The organism is Formosa sp. A9 (genome assembly GCF_051200825.1).
Classification (GTDB): Bacteria; Bacteroidota; Bacteroidia; order Flavobacteriales; family Flavobacteriaceae; genus Formosa.
On the sequence record NZ_CP195158.1, the window covers coordinates 1,425,361 to 1,445,693 of the forward strand.

The following is a 20,333-nucleotide window of genomic DNA, read 5'->3' on the forward strand; positions in this document are numbered from 1 at the left end:
GCTTTTTTATTACGTGATAATTGATGAAAATGGATTTTTTGAATTCATCCAAAAAAGTGCATAGGGTGAAGTGTAGGGTGTAACGTAGGGTGTAATATTTACTGTAAAAAACATTATCAGGATTACCCCGAAATGTTGTAGAAGTACAGGAAAAGACACAATTTAAAGCGTTAAGAGTACCCCTAGAACATTTAATAAATTTATTTAATATTGATAATCAGCTATTTAGTGTTTTTAGCTGTGGTTTTTGCGAATTTATCCTTTAAATTAAAGACTTCTGCCTCTAAATCGTTGACTCTATCAAAGATTGTAGACGGGTCCAGAAGCTCGAAAATCATGGCAAGGTTTACCTTCCATACTTCCTTTATTTCATTTTGGGTAACAGTATAAGACGGGTATTCCGATCTATTATCACTTTTCAAGTATAAGTTGCCGTATTTTTCTAAACGGTTAAGTACTCGTTTCACTACTACACCTTCATCTGTAACCACGATATACACTTGGTTGTCTTTAATGTTGGTCCAGTGTTCAACCCATTCACCAACTACAATAGATCTATCGTGTAACGTCGGTATCATACTTTGCCCTTTTACTTCAAACATCCTAAAAGTACCGTTGGTGAGTCTGGGTAAGCGGTATGTAGGAAGAGAACTTATAAAAGTAGGGTCGCCATAGCCTTTTAAATATCCTGCTCTTGCAGATACAGGAACCAGGATAATATTCTCTTCGCCTTGATGGTCTACAGTAATTAGTTTAGGCATGTTGCCATTTGTATAAGGCTTATTCTCTTCGTTAACGGCTGGAAGTCCTGTTTTAACTAAGTCACCTTCTCCAGTAAGTAGAATTTCGGGATTGATGTCTACGCATTTTGAGTATAATAGTTCGCTGTCATAAGTGTTTCTTGTATGCCAAGATGCTAATGTTTGAGGCTTAATACCCAAATATCTTGCAAATTCGGCATCAGATTTAAAGTTATAATGCGATTTTATTTTATTCAAAATCAAAGATTTGTCAAAATTTATACTCATAATGCGTATTTTTTCTTGTTAATATCCGCAATTTGTTTATATATTTGTTCTCACAAACGAACAGAATCAAATATATGAAAGAAGAGGAAATCCTAGAGCTAAAAGCTCAATTAAATAGCAAGATAGTAAAAGGCGATTACATCGTGTTGGGGCAATTACTTGATTTAGATAGCCATGCGGCTCGTATGCGCTTCAAGAGAGGTAAAGAGGATGCTGTTACAGGAATGAAGGAGATTGTAGAAAACAGAGAAGCTCTAATTGAGTCTTTCAAGTCGAAACAATTAGTAAGAACTATTAACGGGTTGCCTGAAGGTTTTGCTGTATTAGATCTTGTTGTAGCAAAGTCAGGACGTTTATTGGTTGTACTCATCACCAATAAAAAAAATCATCATATCGTTTACGATTCTTTAGAGGAAATGGATGCTAAGGCTTTTTTGTTTGTTAAAGACATTTTAAAGACAGACAAGGTTAAGTATCTCATTACCGACTGCTCATTGGGGTATTTACCTAATATATTGGAGATTATTAAAGAGTATAACGTAGAGCAATTCTATAACCACCCATTTGCGCACAGATCAGAGGCTATTCTTCAAATCCTTAGTAAGAAAAACTAAGCACTATGAACCAAGAAACTCCATTTGTAACATACGACAATAAGTTAGGCGTAAAGATCAAGTTTCTTACAACTGATAAGAAACCGCATAAAAACTCTTTAGGGCTTATTTCTTATAGAGCTTTAAAGCATCGCATGGACAGTAAAAACTGTACAGAAACGCAATTGCGTAATGGATCTTGGGGCGGTGGGGCTTTAATATTGTTTTCCTCTTTATCAAGAGATTGGAAAGATGCCATTACTACAAAATTCGGCAATCCTAAAGATGAAATTAAAAAGAGCTGGTTTGCTAAACATTATGTTTCAGACCGTGGTGCTTTCGATTTTTATGTAGCTCACCGCTATGGCGACAGTAACGAGAAAAAACTTGATTTAAAGTTAGTAGAAGAGTACACCTATAACGCATCTGTTTTAAATACGGTTATCGAAATGAAAAACAACCGTAAAGACTATGCAAAAGCTTTGGGATATACCAAGTTAGATATATGGCAGTCTTTAAGTAACGATGTTAACGCCTTTCGCGAGGTAGCGCACACCTTACCTGCTAGTAAAGACGGTTTGCGCCGTAAAGCCACAGCTTATGCCAAAGCATTAAATCTATCTAAACAAAATGCGTATAAAACTCTTATTTCTGGGAAGCTTCAAAACAGTAATGCTAAGAAGGTTACAGAAAAGGAACAAAAAGTATTCTTAGACGAACTTATTTACAAGCATACCAATTTAGATAATGAGTTAATCTGTACGCTTTATAATACGGTGGCGGAAAAAATGGATTGGAAAACCATTACAGCAATGACGGTTTCTAACCGTAAAAAAGAAAAGAACATAATAGCTCATGCAGCCCGTAACGGCGTGAAGTCGTTAAAAAATAATGTGTTAATGCAAAACACCCGTACTAATCCAGATACACCAATGCTGTATTGGACGCTCGATGGATGGGATGTAGAGCTGCTTTACCAAAAAACAACTATTAACGATAAGGGGCATTCTGTAACTACTTACCATAACCGTTTAACTGTGGTAGTTGTTTTAGATACTTTTAATAATTACCCAATTGGTTATGCTATTGGTACACATGAAACACCAGAGCTTATCAAGTCGGCGTTACAAAATGCTATGCAGCATGCTCGTGAGTTGTTTGGAGACTTCTATATGCCTTATGAGCTTCAAATGGATAACTACGCTTTTAAAACCTTAAAAAGCACGTATAAAGAAATTACTAAAAAAATATCTCCTGCTTCTGTAGGTAATGCGAAGGCCAAAAAGATAGAACCTTATTTTAATCAAATCAATAAAAAGTATTGTAAGCTGTTAAATAACTGGTCTGGACACAACACAAATAGCGGTTCTAAAAACCAGCCAAATAGCGAATACTTAAACAAGATTAAAAAACAGTTTCCAGATCAAGAAGGCTGTATAAAGCAAATAACATCTATAATCCATGCAGAGCGTAATAAGCAGGGAGAAGTGTATGCTAAAAATTGGCTGAACACTTTAGAAAAGAATAAGTCTTTAATGGCTCACGAAAGTTACTTATTAACTTTTGGGGACAACACAGGATATACAAACAAACTTCGTGGAGAAGGTTTGTTGTTAACCATACATGGTGAGAAATACGCTTACGATAGTTTCGATATCAATTTCCGTCACCATGCCGATAAAGATTGGAGTATTCAGTATGATATTAACGATCTATCTAAGGTTTTGGCTGTATCATCCTGCGGGAAAGAACGCTTTATGTTAGATCAAAAGTATGTACAGCCTATGGCATTGGCTAATAGAACGGAAGCCGATGATGTTGAACTTAAACGGGTACGAAACTTCAATAAATCCGTAGAACAAATGATTATCGAAGAGCGATCGGATAACGCCCGCTTGTTAGAGTCGTTCTTAGACCAACCCGAATTAAACGATACCCTAGCTAAACATTTACTTACCGATAGTGTAGGACAACACAAGAACCACAAGTCTAAACAGCGTTTAAAAACGCAAGAAAAGGCTCAGAAACTGGCTTTAAAACAAGCTAACAAAGACAACGTAAAACAACAAAAATCATTTTTAGACGAACAACTGGAGTATTACTCCGATAAAGTAAATATTAACGATTACCTCGATTAAACTAATGAAACCCCAACTAAAAAAACTCCTTAAAGTACGTGAAGAACTTATTGAAAAAACAGAAAAACGAGATGCAGCAGCCCTTAAACGAACAGACGCTTGGTATAACAGCAAAAAAGGTAAAGAATACGAAAGCCAAACTGCAAAAATAGCCAACAGCGTTGAAGCCCTTAACGAAGCCATTCAAGAATTAGAAACCTGCATTTAATAGCAACATGACACAAGAACAAAAACAAGATATCGCCCATAAACTACAGGAATATATTAACCTGCATGCTATAAGTCAAACCATTGTTAGCGACCGCACAGGGGTACGCAAAGAGTATATAACAAGCATCTTAAAAGGGGTGTTTACCTACGATGCTGGTAAAGGAAACACAGGAGATATTCCTAATAAGCATTTTATGAAGCTGGCAGAGTTGTTAGACTATGCTACAGAAAAACGCTACTGGATTAACCGCCCTACGCCACAATTAACCCAAATGATTGCCACTCTAGAAGAGGCGCGCCAACATGCCTACACAAGATTAATAGTTGGTGTTACTGGTTCTGGTAAGTCTCACGCCATTAGCCTGTATGCCAAAAAACATCCTGCCGATGTATTTCATGTAAAAGTTGGTAGTGAAGATACCTTAAACGGATTGCTGGAAAAAGTTTGTGCAGCTTTAAAAGTACCGCCTGCAAAACATAAAAGCGCCAAGATTAGAGACATTGCAGCATCGTTAAAAATGCTGTATAACTACGGTAAAAAGCCACAGTTAATATTCGACGAAAGCGAGTATTTAAAAGTTTCTGCGCTTTGCTCTATAAAAGAGTTTTACGATTACCTAGACAAGTATTGTAGTATAGTACTAATAGGCACCGAGCAATTAACCAGCCAAATAGATAAGCTGCGTAAAAAGGATGCTAAGGGCATACCGCAATTATACCGCCGTATAAAGTTTGGTGTTCGCTTTTTACCTTCTATTGATAAGAGTTTTAAACTGTTTTTAAAAGACATTGAAGATAAAGAGTTAGTAAAGTTTTTACGTTCCGAATGCGAAAACTACGGTGAGCTTCACGATGTACTCGTACCGTGTATGCGAGAAGCAGACCGTTTGCAAGTGCCTATATCGTTGGCCTTGGTAAAAAAGGTACTTAACATAAATCAAGTAGAACTCTTTAACGCAGTATAAGAATTGACAATAGCTCCAGAACCTAAACTTAAAAAAGCTCTTACCGTTGCAAATATCCAAAATCAAAAAGTTAACCGCCTGTCGTGGGATGGTGTTTTTTACGACGCCTTTGGTAACCCGCAAGATCGTGGCGTTTGGTTTGTATGGGGCAATTCGGGCAGCGGTAAGAGTAGTTTTTTAATGCAGCTTGCTAAAGCTCTGGCCATGTTAGGACATAAAACCCTATACAATCTATGTGAGGAAGAGCCAGACGATGCAGAATATATTGATAGAACCGAACTTTTTAGCATGAACGAAGTAGAACAGCATTTTCACACCCAAAGTTACACCTATGCAGAACTTATGGCGTACCTGAATAAGCGCAACCCGCCTAAGGTGGTGATTATAGACTCCATTAAGGACATTACAACCAATTGGGATGAGTATTTGGCCTTGCGAAAGCTAATAACCAAAAAGAACATCATCTTAATTATAGTAGGGCAGGCAGAGGGTAAGAACCCAAGAACCGAGTTTGAAAAGTCTATTCGCTACAATGCTAAAATGAAAATTTTTGTTTCCGGCTATCTAGCCGTTTGCCAAGGTAGAACCATAGGGCCTAATGGCGGCCAATACATTATATATCAAGAAGGCTACGACAAGCTTCGTGGCGCATCATAATCATTTAATCAACAAACCCATGAAAAAACAAGTATTAACAAGCTTACAGCTTAACGCAGACCAGTATTATCAATTGGTTTTAGACCTATATTTTAACTGGTGCTGCACCAAGGCCAAAAACCGCAAATCTTTACAAAAGGTGTTAACCTGTACACCATTGTTTAACTGGTGGTACAAACAATTGTCCGAACTCGAAAAGGACTTTGTAGATCAGGTTAAAGACTATCACTTACAACTGGATCCAGACACCGCACTCAACTTTTATAAGCAAAGTGTACACGGTATTTATCAGCTATTCTCTAAACCACTAATAAAAAAAGCTTATGACGCATAAACAAATCGAAAACAAGATCGATGAACTTAATTTTTGGCTGGATAACAATCGCAACCACCCACATTACACCACAAAATATAACGAGCGCAGCAAATTAGTAGAACAATTAACATTTTCAAATAATTATTAAATGAGTACTTCAACTTTAGACATCACCCAACTATCAGCAGCCGACAAAGAGGCGCTTATGAAACAATTAGCCAACGCCCAAAAAGCCGAAAAAGAGCGTGTAAAGAACGACCGTAAGGCGTATAAAGAATTATCTAGCGAGTTTGTAACCCGTAACATCGATAAGTTAATACACCACAACGATATTACAGCTATTTTAATAGAAACCCTGTTTAAAGATTTCGAGCCTATAAAAGCCATTAAAGAACAGGTGTACGGCAACGAAGCGCAAGACAGCCACACATCTACCTTACCCGACGGATCGGCTAGCATTACCATAGGCCATAATGTTACCATTAAGTTCGACGGTACCGAGGCGGCAGGTGTTACCAAGATTAAAGAGTTTATTAAATCGCTATCAGATGGTAATAACGACCAGAACACGCTTAAACTAGCCAAGGCGGTTGATACCTTTTTAAAACCAAATGCTAAAACGGGGATGCTTAACCCAAGTAAGATTATCGAACTAAGCAAGTTAAAGGATGAATTTAACGACGATCGTTTCGACGATGGTTTAGACATCATTTTCAATGCCCAAATCCGCACCCAAAACAGCATGTATGTAAGCGGTTGGAAGTTTATAGATGTAGACGGCGTGCCTAAAAAATTAACCTTCAGATTTTCGGTGTAATGGCAGTAATTATAAGCCCACTTAACGACGATCAGTTATTCGTGAATAACAAGGTTGTAGAACGCGATAATAACGGCAACTGGATAGCAAGAGTAGAACTAAACGCCGCCGAGGAAAAAGCATTTCATAAACATTTAAAAAGTATATCATGACAGCATACGCCAAGGCATTACCCTCTAAAAAATACACCTTATGGTCGTTTTACGACAAGAACAACGGACAGCACAATTACATTTTAAGTCTGTGCATTCAGTTCGGGTGGAGTAAAAGGCATCCTAGAACAGGTAAAGAAGTCGCAAATCTCGGGGCCCTAGATAAGTGGTTGCGTGGTACCAGCCCATCAGGGCAATCGCCTGTGTTAAAACCTTTGCAGGTTATGGAGCGCGAAGAGCTAAGTAAAGTAATAACGGCCTTAGAACAGATGGTCGCCAAAAAGTATTAAAAAAAAACCGCGTTACGCCAATAACGCGGGTAAACCTTAAAATAAGTTTAATTCAAAAATCAATTCAAAATTATGAAAAAATTAGTAGTAGTAATTAGTCTGTTAACCTTATGCCATTGTGCAGCCCCAAAAGCAACCCGTAAAACAGAAAACACCGTGACAGGTGTTATGGTAGAAAAACGGGAACCCGTAAAAAACAGTCCAGGATTCTATAAGTACTACATGTACCCTTTAAACGGCAAATCGCGAGCCTTTATAGTAATATCGCCAGTAAAGTTCGAAGAAAAGAAGCCTGTTTATTTTAACCAAACCCAAGTACAATAATGTTAAACTTTGTGTTAACCATAGGGGCTATTCTGGTATGTCTAGCCCTTTTTGGATTGTTTATCCTGAAATACCGTTATAGTTTGGATGATTTAGATCCGTTTAACTATAACAATTACTGGAACGACAATATTGCCCCAGACCATCAATCAATAGTACCCATTAACTGCAAGCACAAAGGCGGTACTACCGATGTTGTACAAACTATAGCCGTAAACTGCGAAACCATAAATACCCTTTGTAACGATTGTGGGCAAGTGCTAACATCGTATACAGAATGTTTATAACCCCCAATACATTAGCATGACGCACCATTACAACATAGAAATCGTAGAAACCAACACCCATTTAAAAGCCACCTATCGCGATAAAAAGTTTAGAAAGCTGGAACACCTGCGCGGTAAGTTAGATAATGCCATGTTGCGCCAAATTGGGCGTATAGTGCCACGCCACGAGGACGATTTTGGCGACTTCAATAAGGCTTTCGAGAACAAAGTAAATTACACCATAATCACCCAAGAAAAAAGCCTGTATACGAAGTTTCTGGACGAGTGGCTACACTTTTATAGCGAGTACGCCCAACTGGAACCCAAGTTTACAGGGGCAGACGGTAAGGCCTTAAAGCAAATAATAGGCTATCTGCAAAAACTACACGGCGGTAACGATAACGAAGCCCTAGAGCTTTGGCGGGTTATTCTATCTAAATGGAATACGCTACCCGAATTTCACCAAAACAATACCGATTTAAAGTATATCAACTCCAAATTAAACATTATCATCCATGCAATTAAGCAACAAAATAACACCTTCGCTTCTGGAGCTAACAGCAGTGTCCAATTATAGCAATACAGCCGTAGTAAAACATTACGCAGGCATGAACCTTACCAGAGCTGTAAACGCCCGTACAAATTCTTTGGGCATATTAAGCAAGCGGGAAGGCGGGGAGGCTCTTGTTAAACGTTGCGTGTGCAATATGTTTATAGGTACCAGCATGTATTTTGCAAAAGTGTTACCAGAACTACAGGCCAACGTAATAGCCGAAGAGCTTTTAGCAAATTACGAGTATCGCCAGTTAAAACTAGAAGATATATTGGCCATTTGCTACGAGATTAAAGAAGCCGATACTTTAAACCTTACTCCAGCTCGCATTTTAAAGCATGTAAAAGACTATGCAAAACGTAGGGAGTTGGCAATTGTGTCGCAATCTATAAGCCAAAGCGAAACCCAGAAGCACGCCAATTTTAGCACCAATTACGACGAACGCGTTAAAAATACCATCCGTCATATAGAACGCAGTAACGAGGAAATTGTTAGAACCAGAAGCACTTCAAGAAAGTTTTATAAGTAGATGCTAGATGTTAGACGCTAGAATATAGAAAATAGAGTATAGACGCTTAAAGCCTATTGCTTAAAGCCTAAAGCCTTAAAAATGACCAAAAGCACCCAAAAGAGTGCCTGTTGCAACGCAGGCACTTACAAAAAACTAGAGTTTCACTTAAATCATCCTAAAGTAATACACATCTGTAAAACCTGTGGTGGCATTTGCGAAACCGAATAAGCCCAAAGGCTAATAATTTAAAATATAATCTTTAACACTAATACAATGAAATATGTAACCCACAACGGCCATCAATTGGTAACTAAAAACAAGCTTCATGAAGCTGTACAAAGCTACTTAAAAGGCATCGATAGAATTTTAATACAGGACAACAAAGCCTTATCCGAATTTAAAACCAATGTTATAGCAAACATTGTGTTTTTAAATATTGAAAACAAAAGGAGTAAGGCTATCGCGGCAAAATGGATGCAAATCGATAAGAACGACTGGTTGTTAACTGGTGTAGATTTTTGTCATTTTACAATACACCACGTCAAAAAGGAATACCATGCACAATAGCGAATGGTTAGACGATCCGTACCTACGAGGCACGCCAGAACCAAACCCACTACCATTTATAATCATCATGCTAGTGTTGCTAGCAATCATTTTACAAAACCTTTAAACACTATTTAAAATATGACACCAGAAGAACAAAGAGTAACTCAAGAATTTGGAAATGCAGTAGCGCAAGTTTTAGCCGCCTGCGGAGTAATTAAATTTTGTATGGATTTGCAACGCCAAACAGTTTCAATTGATATAGAAGAAACTTGTATAAATATTGGTTTGCTAGAAGATACAAAGTTTGAATTAGAAGAATTATTATCAACTATAGAAGAATGACAAAACACGAATTAGCAAGAACCATTTATATAATTGCTCAAATGAATCATGAAGCTTCAGCAATCGATCAGATAGAACTTATGCTAGATCCATTAACCCCAAAAGACAAAGCGCGATTTGCAAAATGGGGATTTGCGCATCAGCAACCAGATAACATTGAAGATTGTTGGCCTACAGATGTTTCTCATGTGCGTGAGCTTCTTAATGATTTTTACAATTGGCATTTCAATAAAAAAGGTATGTCCTCTGTGTTGCACAAAGAAATAGATGAATATCTTAAAGATGCCGAGCATACGAGTTATGAGTTAACCTTATCCCCAACACCCAAAAACCAACAACCAACAACCAAACCCCATGACCCAAACTAAAACCCAATTTTTTATTGAAGCCATTACCAACACCGCCGTTGGTTTTGGCATCTCGTTAGCCGCAACCTTTGTAATATTTCCTGTTTTAGGTATTGCAACCACGCCTAGTAAAAACCTGTTAATTACGCTGTTTTTCACGGTTATTAGCATAACAAGAGGTTATGTAATACGCAGGTGGTTTAACCAAGATAGTACCAAGGCTAAAAAACTAAGATACCCAGACGGCAAATTGTATTGGTTGCATTGCTTTGAGTGCGAAAACGACATGCCCGTAGTAGAAGATAAAGACGCGTTTTACTGCTCTAATTGTGGGTTGAAACATTAATAATTTTAAACACTATTTAAAAGATGAAGAAATTTGCAAAATTAATTGACCTAGAAAATAACGAACAAGTATTATTAACTATAGATTACAACGATGAGGACGAAATGTATGAGGTCGAAACTAGAACAGATTTTAAAGGCGTTGCTGTAAGTATAAAGTCTGGTTTTTATAAAGAGCAAGATGCTATTGCTCGATTAGAAACCTTTTCTGTTGATGATGCAAAGAGGTTTAGAGAAGTGATGTCGCGATTGATGAATTAATAAAAAAATAGGCTAGTGTTTTGCTAGCCTATTTTTTTTTTTTTTATTCTATCTCGGCATTAAATAATTTGTAAATTCTTTTAATAATCATTAGTAGGGTTAATGTAAGGTGAGTAAATAATGTATAAAAAACAAAATATAATATGTTAGATATGACTTTGTTGATACTGATCTTTGGAGAACAATAGCCTTTTATATTAATCGGTTTTATTTGGTAGTCTCCAGGAATAAAATCGTAATTAGCCAAGAATAAAATACCAAGGCAAATTAATGAAATAATTATAGTGTAGTTAACATTGTAAAATGTTTGTTTTACTAATTCTTTTCTGTTTGCAAGATCTTTTGTTTGATCGGTGCTTTTAGAAAAAGATAGAAGTAGTACTAAAAGGTTTAAAAAAAGTCCAACAAATACGGACAAGCATAAAGTAAATAGGTTAAGTAGTTTTTCAGAAGGAGCTCCAGCCCATGTTATAATAACGATACCTATAATTAAAGGAGTGATAAAAAATATGTTTTTATCTTTAGGTATAAGCTTTCCGTTTGACGTTTTTAATGTGTCATTATGTTTCTGGATGATTTCGAATAAGTTTATTTTAGATTTCATTTTAATAAAGTTCCAATTGAAGTTCATCAATTAAATTAAAAGCTTCGGTTTCAATTGAATCGAATTCAGAATGTCCAGCAGGGTTAATGTTTACTAAAATATCGTAGTAAGGTCTAAATTTCATTGTCTCAGAAAGATTTATTACTCTTTTAGAGTTATTATAACGTGAGTCAACTTTTATTGTTGACTTGTCATCAAATCCAACCTGTTTTAATTCTTCAGAAGTAAAGAAACCACTTTTCTCATTTGCAAATATTTCTAATATCCTTTTTTTAGAATAACCATTTATAAAATTACTTCCTTTGGTTTTTATTTTCAATTCAACAATAAAGTCTCTGGACTCGAAGTGGTTTAAGTTATATCTTTCTGCGACATCGTGGGGCAATGAGTTTCTTGATAAGGTAATCGATTTGTAATCACCTTTTGTTATATAATTTTTAATAATTTCTGTATCTATGAAATTATACACATGTAACCTGTAATCAGGGTATCTGGTGGAAATGAAATCTTTTAAAAATTTTGTAAAAACTTGTTTGATGCCTAAAACACCATCTCTTTCTAGAATTAACAAGTTGTCTGTTTTTTTGTTTGACACACATACTAAGAAAAAGAAAGGTTTTTGAACAGCGTGATTTTTATTGATTTTAAAGACAGGTTTATCATTAGGTTTATTTGAATCTACTACGTTTTCTTCTTTACCATATTTTCCCGTTTCTACAATTCCAGTTATAGATCTGTATGTAGAATCAATGCTAAAATAACTGGCGTCATCCCCTTCTTTAAATAATTTGAAAACTCTTTTGTTGTTTTCGTCTCGAGGGTATCTGTCTAAAAAGGGTACAAAGTCATTAAATAAAACATTTAAAAAATCTTCTCCTAAAAAATCAGATAACAAAATTTTCTCTTTCCTTTTTCCTTTTGGTGATATATAAAAATTTAAAACTTCTAAGTTTCTTTTTTCAGTCATTTTGTTGATATTAGAGTTGTGTTTTTGTTTTTAATCAAATAAAAAAGTTATTTTTAATGTCAGTAAATATACCTTTTATATGAAAAACCTACTAACCTTATTTTTAATACTAAGCAACCTTTATGTTTTTGCTCAAGATGGTTACAGTCTGCCCGAAAGCAGTTATAATACCATTTTGCAAAATATAAGCCTAACCGATAGTCTTACGGCACGTACTTATGCCGAACAGTTAGTTAATGCCAATAGCGGTTACCAGTTTTACAAAGCAAAACAAAGCAAGCAAACGGCGGTGTTTTATTTCATAGAAAAAGGGCTGTCCGACGAAACCTTAAAGGATCAAGAGGAACTTGGGTGTTCTAAATGCATGCGTGTAATGTTTTCAACTTATAACAATCAGTACAAGTTTGAAAGCGTAACTGGAGCTTTAGATAAAATATTACCTATTTGGCAACAGGAATTTATACCAAGTGCGACAAACGACCTGGTTAAACAAAATTTCAAGTACAGAGAGGTAAATAACCGCGATACAGGTTTAAAAGTGAGAATGCAACACTCTGGCGGTGTTTGGACGATTTATAATTGGTCTGTTTAGGATAAATTCAATTACTAAAGAATAAAAATGAAAAAAGAGCAATTACAAGATATAATTAATCAATTGAATAAAACTTATAGTGATTTTTCTGAAGCCTATTTTTACATGACAAAAGGTAAAAACAAACAAATAAGGGATAAGGCTACAAGAGATGTCGAGAGGCTTTTGAGTTTAGCGAAAATGTGGATAAAAACTTATCCAGATTGTTATGTCTTGTATGTTGGGGAACACTCCAGTGACTTTGATAGAGCTCTTATTTGGGATGAATTGTCAAATCCTAGGTACTTTAAAACCGATATCCCCAAATACATCGAAAAGTTAAAAAGGAAAGTAGAAACGTTATAATATTCAACATTTAGAAACCACTCCTAAGCGAGTGGTTTTTTTATTGGTAAAAATTAGTTAAGTTTGTTTGATGGAATTCGCGAGTAACATCAAGAACACTTCATCATTAGAGGCTCTTTAAGAGCCTTTTTTTATTGCCCCATGTTAATATTTTGGTTATGTTTGTATTATGACAAAGCGTCAGTCCCAACAGCTCGGCATCCAGAAAAACAAATTACTACGTTACCAAAAAGTTCTCGACTATTACAACGAGGTTAAGAACGACGATATACCTACTACCGTAATTTGGCGCAAATACATATACCCGAAATTTGCCATTTCCAGAACTACCCTTTACGAGATCCTGGGCACACCTGTAGTTAAACAGCTTAAAGACATTCAGGCTATAGAAGATAGCCAAATGCGCATGTTTTAACACTACTCAAAGTTTGTCAAACAACACGTCATGCTTGAACGTGGTGAGTGGTGTTAAACATTCGTCATACCCATACTATAAACCACCGTATATTCCTGGACACCGTCGTCGCGTTTTACACGCGTAAATCCTGTGCGGGTTAGGGTTCCTGTGTTGGTGGTAGGTCGCCAACCCTGTAATAATTTATGAATGTCTTCTTGTAGTTCCCAAATATTAAAGGCTGTGTCTTTTTGTAATTGTGGGGCGCGACCGCTACTATTGGTTAGTTTTAGGTTAGCAATGGTTAAGCTTACCAAGGTGTTTGCCGTTTGGCGGTTTTTGGGCGTAGCTGTTTTGTCGATGCCGATATTCTCAAACTGCCCGTTAGTTATGTCTATCAATACACAAGGCCATTGTACAGGAAAATTAGGGCTGTAGTAATCCAATTGCCCCCAATCTTCATCAACGTATTTTATCGTGTTTAAACTCGCTATTTTATCCTGAATGCTTTTAATTACTGGCTCAATCATAAAATTTTGTTTTTGTCACCCTGAGCGAAGTCGAAGGGTCATGGTTTTAAATTGTTTTTAATATGTTGTTCTACCTCTTTAAGGTTTATATCTACTATTTTGCGTATATGTAAATCTACCTGCGGATGCCAACCAATAAACTGGCGTTGGTCGACCGTCATTTTTGCACCCACTTTTTGCAAGGCTAAGGCTTTCCATTGGGCGGCTTCGTCTTGTAACCTTCGGTTGCGTTGGGTGTTGGCCGCCCGTTTGCTTTTAACATTGTATAGTACACCGCCAGCAGCTTTATAATACATTGCCCAAAAAAAGCGTTTCATTTTTTCGGTAACAATTAGCTCACCGCCTTCATTATGCAAACTCATGTAAGGTAAATTACTGGACCAGGTAATTTGTCCGGTTACAGATTTACTTTTAATACTTCTACGTCCGCGACCTGTTCGCAACATCATGGAACCCAGCGAGTTTTTAAGCTTGGTTTGTGGCCACTCTCTATCAAAGAACGCCTTACGCTCAAAGTTACGGTCAAACTCTTGGCTAAGCTGTACTTTAACGTCTTTGGTGATGTTATTTAAAAAATCCTTATACATGTTTTAAAATTTGTATATTTGTGATTATGGACGTATTAAAACGCGATTTAAGAACTACTACTATTTTTGACCTTACAGATGATGTTAAAATCATTCGTGAGGAATTTGGTATTGAGTTTACTAAAGACGAATACATCCAAATAGCCAGTATTGAAACCCGTATTAAAGATCTTTTAGACTTCGCAGATCTTACCGAAAATATAAAACTTAAAAGCGCCATCCAGAACGCATACAAAAGCGAGTTATCGTCTTTTGGTTTTGAGTAATTCTTTATTCGCATTTAAGTAAGTTTTATAGTGTTCTTCGGAACTTCTTAATCCGTAAGAAATTAAAGATCTTACATTATTTTTATTAAGCTTATAAGGGGTGTTGTCTGCAATAGCATTTATTAATCCTTCGGCTTGTATCTGGTAGTTCTCATTAATTAAGTGTTTTTCTACAGCATTAATAATTTTGGTTCTATCCCCCTTTACAAAGTCAATTAACGCATCGTAGTTTCTAACCATGGTATTGTACCCCGTATTAGTACGATTGTTCATTAATACTTTGTTTTCTAAGTTTCCGCCAAGGTTCTTTAAAAAGTCAGGAAGGCGTTTTCTGCTAATAAACTCGTTAGCCAGTTCCATGTACCTTACCTGTAATGTAGTCATACGTACATTGCCCACTTTGTTGCTGTTGTGTAGTATTTCGTGGTGCATGGTAGATAAGGCTGTTTCTTGCTCTAGTGTAGTTTTTAATCCTTTTTTAATATGGTTAATGCCTTCTCTTACCTGGTCCATAATTGGCTTTTTTAAATACACATCGCCTTCCATGTAGGTGTATCCGTTAACGCCTCTTTTAGTAGTTGTTTTTATATGTTTAAAACCCTTAGCGAAATAATGTGGATGTTGCTTTGCAAAATCCGCAAAGTGCTGGTTTACATCTGCTGTAGTTTTAAGCTCCTTTATATTTAGCTTTTGGGTAGCTGCTTTGGCTTTTTTTGCGCCCACAACTTTGTTATACGGATGATCGGGCGGAAACACCACTTTTTGTTTTCCTGCATTAAACCTAAATATCTCCAGTTTGTTTTTACCGTTCTTGCCTACTTGGGTCGTGGCTTTTTCGCCACGTTTTAGAGCTTCTTTAGAGTCGGATATCTCTGCTAATTCTTTTAGAACCTGAACAGCCGTACAGCGACACCGCCAACCTAGAGTAGGCAGATACTTATCCCAAAACGGATCGTCCTTGGGTAAGGTAATACCGTGTAACGCTTCGTGGCTGTCTCTTACTTTGTCGTCCGCTGCCGTGCGGTATTGTAAGTAATACCGATTACTATCGCTAAAATTATCCCAACGTTCTGCCATTTGCACGCTACCAACTGCAAAATCGTATTCAGCCTCTAGATAATTTTCGTTGTAATTGCTTTTTATACTTGCAACGTCTTTACTGAAGGTTGCAAAGCTTTTCACGGTTTTATCCTCGGTGAGTAATAGTCTGGACGCTTCAAACAGCTGGGCATGTGTTTTTAACCCCGAAAACAAAAACACGTCGTTTTCTAGGCTTTCCAACATTTTAGGCGACATATCATTATCTTTAAACGCTCTGGATAGAATACCATTGGTTTCAAAAATAAGATCCTGGTACGCTTCCACCTCGTTTAAATCGTTTGGGTGGTAACTGCCTTTTTTATGCAGGGCTTTATAGGCGTTTTCGGCAGCTTTTAAAAGATTTTTAAAAGGGTTTGCAGCAAGATTTAAAACTTCGGTTTGGTGCTTGCATGTGTCGCACTGGCAATCGTACAGAAAATCTAAACGGGTATGCAATGCCCCAAAATAAGCTTTGGGGCTTAGTCGAAAAAATCGAAACCTAAGTTTAAGTTATTTTGGTTTGGGGTTTCCTTTTTACCTAATACTTTTATGCCGAATTTCTCGGTAATCCACTCGGTGTCTATCTCGTAGTTTTGAGAGGCTTCGTTTGTCATTTTCCAAAGTTGTTCTAAATCTTCGGTTTGCTCGTACTCATAAACCAAGTCACCTTTTAACACACCTAGTTTTACTAAAGCGGGTATTACTTTAGTGTTCCATTGTTGCTCTAAATATTGCAGGTCGCTATCTATAAGCGTTTGTAGCATATCTTGGGCGCTTTCGTCTTTGCTACGGCTACCGTTTTGCGTGTCTTGACCGATAACAGCTCCGCTAAGAAGTAACGAGATTTCGTTGTTACATAAGTTAATCAGGTTTTTGTACACATCGCCAGAGGTGGAAACGCCTTTAGCAAATTCGAAGCTTTCCGACTCATCAATAATAAACCAAGCCGCAGCACCCATGTCGGTCATCATCTTTTCGGCACGACGTACCATGGTTGGATCTTGGGTGTTTGTTTTCATATACCTTGGCGGAATACCGTAAATCTCGCAAAGCTCGCTCCAACAGCTTTGTGCAAAGCGTTTAAATAATACGTGGGGCACAGCGTTGTTAAATAAGCCGTAATCGGTATCGTCTTCGCCAAACTCTAAAAGCCAAGTGCCATATTCTGAAGACTCGCGATATAGTATTTTTTTGTCTTCAGTATAATCGGGATAAACAGCTCCAAAGGTTGGATCTACATTGGTACGGGGTATAAGGTTTACTTTTAGGTTTCCGTCATCATTAAACGAAAATTCTATTAAAGAATGCCTTTTGTATTTGCTGTTTAATATGTGCGTATTTATGGCATTGGTAAACGTAGCGTTATTTATAAAATCGGTTTGTACCTGGTCAATATCGTTGCTGCCTTTTTTCTTCAGTAAAATAGGCTCTTTAACCGCTTTTAGTAATCGGTTTTTATGTTGTGAGGTTAATAGGGCATCTAGACCAATTTCGTCTAAAAGTTGGTGGAACAAATACCATTTAGGATTGTCTTCTATCTTTGTTAATTGCAAAGCTTTGTTCCAGCTTTTTATATCCTGACGAATACGAGCTACAGCCTTAGGAACTATAGTAGTGGCTATGTTTGGTTGTTTAGCGTTGGTTTTAACATTGGCTAAAGTGGCTTGGGTGGTTTTCCCTATACGTGCATTCTGCATATTACTCGTGGTTAAATTTTGGGCGTGATCCATAACTAAAAGGTTGGCGCTCATCGGCGTCTAAATCTTCTTGGCTTAATTGGGGTAAGGTGCTAAGGTTTACCGTGCCGTCGCGTAAATCGGTAAGCCATGTAATACTACGGTCGTAGCGCTCTTTAGCTTGCTCGTAAATAATATCGGCATTACATAACTCGACAATCCACCATTTGGCAATGGTAACAGCATGTTTAACGATTAAGGGATTGCGGTCGCCATCTTCGGCGCTTAAAATGGCATCGACATCGTAACGCAAACGCCCGTCGAAATTCTCTATACGGTTATTGCCATTTAGGTAGCTGCGTACTTCCTCTTCGGCGGCAGCCATAGCAATACTTACAATGTTGTTGTCGCCTTCGGTAATCTGGTCTATCTGGTAACCATAAATCCCGCTTTCTAAATCTGCTTCGTTTATAAACATAATTAATAGTGTCTTGATTCCCTTTGCCCGTAAGCATAGGTGGTTTGTTTTCTCATTTGTCTGTTTTGGAGTTTCCAAACGCCCCCTTCTGCCATATCGGGACCATCCATTACACTCGCTGTTGAGCTTACGCCTAACATTTGGTCTTCCATACGCACCATGTGTGGATCTTGCTTTTCAGCGATGTTAAAAATCAGGTTGCCTAAACGGTTTAAAGGCTCTAAGGTGCCTTCTATCCTAAAAAACTTATCGGGTTTATTGCGTTTGTCTTCAGTAACGGGTAATGTAAACCCATAGGTGTCTGCCATTTGATAAATCAACGGTAGTAATACTTGTTCATAATGTGGGGCCTGAAGGGAATTGTTTTCAATAGATACTCGTAAGGTATCGACACCTTTATCTTTACAATATAGATAGGCTTCATACATCCAAGTAATAAATTTTGAATTACTGGTTTGTAAAAGCCAAACTTTATATATATAAAACTTTCGTCCTTTTCGCCCTATAACACCAACCGATTTATAAGAAGCTTGTTTGTTAGCTCCTCTGTCTTTGTTTGAGGTGGACGGATCGGCATAAATTTCAACCTGGTCACAATACTTTAATGGCGGACACTTGCCAAATGTAATCTCCTTAAATACATCTCCCTTTTTAACTGGGTTATTGTAGTATTCCTTTTGTTGTGCACTCCAAGGTTGTTTTGATAAGGTGCGATCAATAAACTCTTCGGTATTTTTAGATGGCCATGTACTTTTACCATCCTTGTCACGAATGTTAATAATTTCATGTTTGTCGGCGACCTTGGCCATTTCGGTAATACAACAATACTTAGCTATAATGTTACCGTTAGCAATCCAAAGTAAAGACTCGCTAATAGATCTACATGCGTATAATGCGCTGGAAATCCACTCGTATTTGTTTTTAATACGTTCCTTATTTCTACACTCTTCATCGGTGTCGATATCATCAATTAAGATAACGTCTGGTCTGCTAGCTTCGTTTCTGGTACCACGAGGTGATTGGCCTGCTCCAATAGCTCTAAAAGAAACTCCTTTTTTGGTTTTAAAGTCTCCAGATTCCCATTTGCCTAAACTTTGCTGTGTACCATAGTCGTTTATAAGTCTATGGTTTGTTTCTAAGTTAACCTTGTAAGGTAACAATAAACGTTCAGCATCATCCTTAGTAGCCGAAACCATTAACACGGTTTTCTTCTTCCCAGTTACGGTTAAGTATAAAATCTCCATCATGGTTCTTGCCGACTTAGCAAGCTCACGAGACCAAGATCTCACTTCGTACCATTCAGGATTCTCTAAAACCCTTTTGGTGGCTTTTATGTGAAACGGTGCCGGATCACTGGTGTAATAGTTCGGAAAATAGTATTTAAACCATTTCTCAGGATTAGCCTCTAAATCGTCAATACGCTTCTTTTTCTCCGCGGGCGTCTCGTTTAAATCAATAGGAGTAGCCCTCGATGTGTTTTCGCGGTATTGCTGCCAGAGTTCATAATACTTTTTGTCTTCGGCTTTACTCATTATTTAAGTTTAGCGTTAATAAAAGCGTCGAAAACAGGGATAAGCTTTTTGTATAAATCGAAGTCCATAGGTTTTACAAAGTCAAGGAAAGAGGTAGCAACTTCGTAAACTTCGGCTATAGAGGTTTCGGTCTCCAGACGTTTTATAGATGATGTAATTACAGCAATGGTATTGGCTTCTTTGGCTTCGGCTACTTTAATGTCACGACTTTTAATGTCATCGTTTAACCACTCTAATTGATCGTACAAATCGGCAATCATTTTTTGTCTGGTTACCATTAAAGACTTTCGCAGCTTATCCCATTCTTCGTCGTTAATCCATTTGCTAACGGTTCCGGGGCGTACGCCAACGCGTTCGGATATTTCTTTAATGGTGAGTTTCTGTGAAGTATCGATATAGAGCATTTTGGCATACTCTTTAGCCTCTGTTTTCTTTAATCCCATGTGCTCGATTTTAAGCAAAATTGACAAAAACCAACCCCTAAATAAAAAAGCTGTAAAGCAGGTTTTCAGCCTTGTAAGCCTTATAAACACTAGTGTTAAGTGTATTTGTAACTATTTGTAAAGGCTTTTGGTATGGCTAATATTTGTCACCTGAATTAGTCATAACAATCAAAGC

The 20,333-nt window shown here is 37.2% G+C and carries 34 protein-coding genes; 24 read left to right on the plus strand and 10 right to left on the minus strand.

Annotated elements, in window-relative coordinates; all coding sequences use genetic code 11:
* Positions 1-221: 221 nt before the first annotated feature.
* Complete coding sequence (locus tag ACR9EA_RS06295; protein WP_435138828.1) at positions 222-998, minus strand: LexA family transcriptional regulator; 777 nt, start codon at positions 996-998, stop codon at positions 222-224.
* A gap of 104 nt (positions 999-1,102) precedes the next feature.
* Between ACR9EA_RS06295 and ACR9EA_RS06300 the strand changes: the two genes are divergently transcribed.
* From ACR9EA_RS06300 to ACR9EA_RS06395, 20 genes are all read left to right on the plus strand, one after another.
* On the plus strand, positions 1,103-1,642 hold the full coding sequence (locus ACR9EA_RS06300) for a hypothetical protein (protein WP_435138830.1): 540 nt from the start codon (positions 1,103-1,105) through the stop codon (positions 1,640-1,642).
* Between the two features lie 5 nt (positions 1,643-1,647).
* Positions 1,648-3,759 carry a hypothetical protein gene (locus ACR9EA_RS06305; RefSeq protein ID WP_435138832.1) on the plus strand — a complete coding sequence of 704 codons (2,112 nt, stop codon included), beginning with the start codon at positions 1,648-1,650 and terminating at the stop codon, positions 3,757-3,759.
* A gap of 4 nt (positions 3,760-3,763) precedes the next feature.
* Positions 3,764-3,967: a hypothetical protein gene (locus ACR9EA_RS06310; protein WP_435138834.1), complete on the plus strand. Its 204-nt coding sequence runs from the start codon at positions 3,764-3,766 to the stop codon at positions 3,965-3,967.
* 7 nt (positions 3,968-3,974) lie between these two features.
* A complete protein-coding gene (locus ACR9EA_RS06315; RefSeq protein ID WP_435138836.1) occupies positions 3,975-4,934 on the plus strand; it encodes an AAA family ATPase in 960 nt (319 codons plus the stop codon).
* A gap of 3 nt (positions 4,935-4,937) precedes the next feature.
* Positions 4,938-5,591: an AAA family ATPase gene (locus ACR9EA_RS06320; protein WP_435138838.1), complete on the plus strand. Its 654-nt coding sequence runs from the start codon at positions 4,938-4,940 to the stop codon at positions 5,589-5,591.
* 19 nt (positions 5,592-5,610) lie between these two features.
* The gene (locus ACR9EA_RS06325; RefSeq protein WP_435138840.1) at positions 5,611-5,925 is read left to right on the plus strand and encodes a hypothetical protein; all 315 of its coding nucleotides are present in this window, start codon (positions 5,611-5,613) and stop codon (positions 5,923-5,925) included.
* Positions 5,915-6,055, plus strand: coding sequence for a hypothetical protein (locus ACR9EA_RS06330; protein ID WP_435138842.1), 141 nt, complete (start codon positions 5,915-5,917; stop codon positions 6,053-6,055). Before ACR9EA_RS06325 ends, ACR9EA_RS06330 begins: the two co-directional genes overlap by 11 nt.
* On the plus strand, positions 6,056-6,724 hold the full coding sequence (locus tag ACR9EA_RS06335; RefSeq protein ID WP_435138844.1) for a hypothetical protein: 669 nt from the start codon (positions 6,056-6,058) through the stop codon (positions 6,722-6,724). It abuts the gene before it with no gap.
* Positions 6,724-6,876: a hypothetical protein gene (locus ACR9EA_RS06340; protein WP_435138846.1), complete on the plus strand. Its 153-nt coding sequence runs from the start codon at positions 6,724-6,726 to the stop codon at positions 6,874-6,876. Before ACR9EA_RS06335 ends, ACR9EA_RS06340 begins: the two co-directional genes overlap by 1 nt.
* Positions 6,873-7,166 carry a hypothetical protein gene (locus ACR9EA_RS06345; protein WP_435138848.1) on the plus strand — a complete coding sequence of 98 codons (294 nt, stop codon included), beginning with the start codon at positions 6,873-6,875 and terminating at the stop codon, positions 7,164-7,166. The genes ACR9EA_RS06340 and ACR9EA_RS06345 overlap by 4 nt, the downstream gene beginning before the upstream one ends.
* Before the next feature lie 72 nt (positions 7,167-7,238).
* Positions 7,239-7,490, plus strand: a complete 252-nt coding sequence (locus ACR9EA_RS06350; RefSeq protein WP_435138850.1) for a hypothetical protein — start codon at positions 7,239-7,241, stop codon at positions 7,488-7,490.
* Positions 7,490-7,777 (plus strand): hypothetical protein, encoded by a 288-nt coding sequence (locus tag ACR9EA_RS06355; protein WP_435138852.1) that lies wholly within the window; start codon positions 7,490-7,492, stop codon positions 7,775-7,777. The genes ACR9EA_RS06350 and ACR9EA_RS06355 overlap by 1 nt, the downstream gene beginning before the upstream one ends.
* 16 nt (positions 7,778-7,793) lie before the next feature.
* Positions 7,794-8,333, plus strand: a complete 540-nt coding sequence (locus ACR9EA_RS06360; protein ID WP_435138854.1) for a hypothetical protein — start codon at positions 7,794-7,796, stop codon at positions 8,331-8,333.
* Complete coding sequence (locus ACR9EA_RS06365; RefSeq protein ID WP_435138856.1) at positions 8,272-8,838, plus strand: hypothetical protein; 567 nt, start codon at positions 8,272-8,274, stop codon at positions 8,836-8,838. Before ACR9EA_RS06360 ends, ACR9EA_RS06365 begins: the two co-directional genes overlap by 62 nt.
* Before the next feature lie 81 nt (positions 8,839-8,919).
* Complete coding sequence (locus ACR9EA_RS06370; protein WP_435138858.1) at positions 8,920-9,048, plus strand: hypothetical protein; 129 nt, start codon at positions 8,920-8,922, stop codon at positions 9,046-9,048.
* Positions 9,049-9,093: 45 nt separating this feature from the next.
* Positions 9,094-9,387 (plus strand): hypothetical protein, encoded by a 294-nt coding sequence (locus ACR9EA_RS06375; protein ID WP_435138860.1) that lies wholly within the window; start codon positions 9,094-9,096, stop codon positions 9,385-9,387.
* Between the two features lie 120 nt (positions 9,388-9,507).
* The gene (locus ACR9EA_RS06380) at positions 9,508-9,711 is read left to right on the plus strand and encodes a hypothetical protein (protein WP_435138862.1); all 204 of its coding nucleotides are present in this window, start codon (positions 9,508-9,510) and stop codon (positions 9,709-9,711) included.
* A complete protein-coding gene (locus ACR9EA_RS06385; RefSeq protein ID WP_435138864.1) occupies positions 9,708-10,079 on the plus strand; it encodes a hypothetical protein in 372 nt (123 codons plus the stop codon). The genes ACR9EA_RS06380 and ACR9EA_RS06385 overlap by 4 nt, the downstream gene beginning before the upstream one ends.
* Positions 10,066-10,404, plus strand: coding sequence for a DUF7220 family protein (locus tag ACR9EA_RS06390; protein WP_435138866.1), 339 nt, complete (start codon positions 10,066-10,068; stop codon positions 10,402-10,404). The genes ACR9EA_RS06385 and ACR9EA_RS06390 overlap by 14 nt, the downstream gene beginning before the upstream one ends.
* A 23-nt stretch (positions 10,405-10,427) precedes the next feature.
* Positions 10,428-10,664: a hypothetical protein gene (locus ACR9EA_RS06395; protein ID WP_435138868.1), complete on the plus strand. Its 237-nt coding sequence runs from the start codon at positions 10,428-10,430 to the stop codon at positions 10,662-10,664.
* Between the two features lie 43 nt (positions 10,665-10,707).
* On the opposite strand, the gene ACR9EA_RS06400 is transcribed toward ACR9EA_RS06395, so the two are convergent.
* Together ACR9EA_RS06400 and ACR9EA_RS06405 are read right to left on the minus strand one after the other, a co-directional pair.
* A complete protein-coding gene (locus tag ACR9EA_RS06400; protein ID WP_435138870.1) occupies positions 10,708-11,268 on the minus strand; it encodes a hypothetical protein in 561 nt (186 codons plus the stop codon).
* A gap of 1 nt (position 11,269) precedes the next feature.
* Positions 11,270-12,235: a hypothetical protein gene (locus tag ACR9EA_RS06405; protein ID WP_435138872.1), complete on the minus strand. Its 966-nt coding sequence runs from the start codon at positions 12,233-12,235 to the stop codon at positions 11,270-11,272.
* 79 nt (positions 12,236-12,314) lie between these two features.
* Between ACR9EA_RS06405 and ACR9EA_RS06410 the strand changes: the two genes are divergently transcribed.
* The 3 genes from ACR9EA_RS06410 to ACR9EA_RS06420 all read left to right on the plus strand — a co-directional run bounded on the left by ACR9EA_RS06410 (position 12,315) and on the right by ACR9EA_RS06420 (position 13,587).
* A complete protein-coding gene (locus ACR9EA_RS06410) occupies positions 12,315-12,827 on the plus strand; it encodes a hypothetical protein (protein ID WP_435138874.1) in 513 nt (170 codons plus the stop codon).
* A gap of 27 nt (positions 12,828-12,854) precedes the next feature.
* Positions 12,855-13,172: a hypothetical protein gene (locus ACR9EA_RS06415; protein ID WP_435138876.1), complete on the plus strand. Its 318-nt coding sequence runs from the start codon at positions 12,855-12,857 to the stop codon at positions 13,170-13,172.
* 169 nt (positions 13,173-13,341) lie between these two features.
* A complete protein-coding gene (locus ACR9EA_RS06420) occupies positions 13,342-13,587 on the plus strand; it encodes a hypothetical protein (protein ID WP_435138878.1) in 246 nt (81 codons plus the stop codon).
* Between the two features lie 53 nt (positions 13,588-13,640).
* On the opposite strand, the gene ACR9EA_RS06425 is transcribed toward ACR9EA_RS06420, so the two are convergent.
* Together ACR9EA_RS06425 and ACR9EA_RS06430 are read right to left on the minus strand one after the other, a co-directional pair.
* Entirely contained in the window at positions 13,641-14,096 is a 456-nt protein-coding gene (locus ACR9EA_RS06425) for a hypothetical protein (RefSeq protein WP_435138880.1), read from the minus strand.
* Between the two features lie 38 nt (positions 14,097-14,134).
* Positions 14,135-14,683, minus strand: a complete 549-nt coding sequence (locus tag ACR9EA_RS06430; protein ID WP_435138882.1) for a hypothetical protein — start codon at positions 14,681-14,683, stop codon at positions 14,135-14,137.
* A gap of 26 nt (positions 14,684-14,709) precedes the next feature.
* Between ACR9EA_RS06430 and ACR9EA_RS06435 the strand changes: the two genes are divergently transcribed.
* On the plus strand, positions 14,710-14,949 hold the full coding sequence (locus tag ACR9EA_RS06435) for a hypothetical protein (RefSeq protein ID WP_435138884.1): 240 nt from the start codon (positions 14,710-14,712) through the stop codon (positions 14,947-14,949).
* Here ACR9EA_RS06435 and ACR9EA_RS06440 read toward each other — a convergent pair.
* Genes ACR9EA_RS06440 through ACR9EA_RS06460 form a run of 5 tightly spaced genes read right to left on the minus strand, consistent with a single transcriptional unit; the run spans position 14,926 to position 20,158 of the window.
* A complete protein-coding gene (locus ACR9EA_RS06440) occupies positions 14,926-16,485 on the minus strand; it encodes a phage head morphogenesis protein (RefSeq protein WP_435138886.1) in 1,560 nt (519 codons plus the stop codon). The two genes, ACR9EA_RS06435 and ACR9EA_RS06440, sit on opposite strands and share 24 nt — an antisense overlap.
* 23 nt (positions 16,486-16,508) lie before the next feature.
* Entirely contained in the window at positions 16,509-17,759 is a 1,251-nt protein-coding gene (locus tag ACR9EA_RS06445) for a phage portal protein family protein (protein ID WP_435138888.1), read from the minus strand.
* Complete coding sequence (locus ACR9EA_RS06450; protein WP_435138890.1) at positions 17,728-18,183, minus strand: phage protein Gp36 family protein; 456 nt, start codon at positions 18,181-18,183, stop codon at positions 17,728-17,730. Before ACR9EA_RS06450 ends, ACR9EA_RS06445 begins: the two co-directional genes overlap by 32 nt.
* Before the next feature lie 2 nt (positions 18,184-18,185).
* Positions 18,186-19,715, minus strand: a complete 1,530-nt coding sequence (locus ACR9EA_RS06455; RefSeq protein ID WP_435138892.1) for a hypothetical protein — start codon at positions 19,713-19,715, stop codon at positions 18,186-18,188.
* Positions 19,715-20,158, minus strand: a complete 444-nt coding sequence (locus ACR9EA_RS06460) for a phage terminase small subunit-related protein (RefSeq protein WP_435138894.1) — start codon at positions 20,156-20,158, stop codon at positions 19,715-19,717. Before ACR9EA_RS06460 ends, ACR9EA_RS06455 begins: the two co-directional genes overlap by 1 nt.
* Positions 20,159-20,333 lie beyond the last annotated feature (175 nt).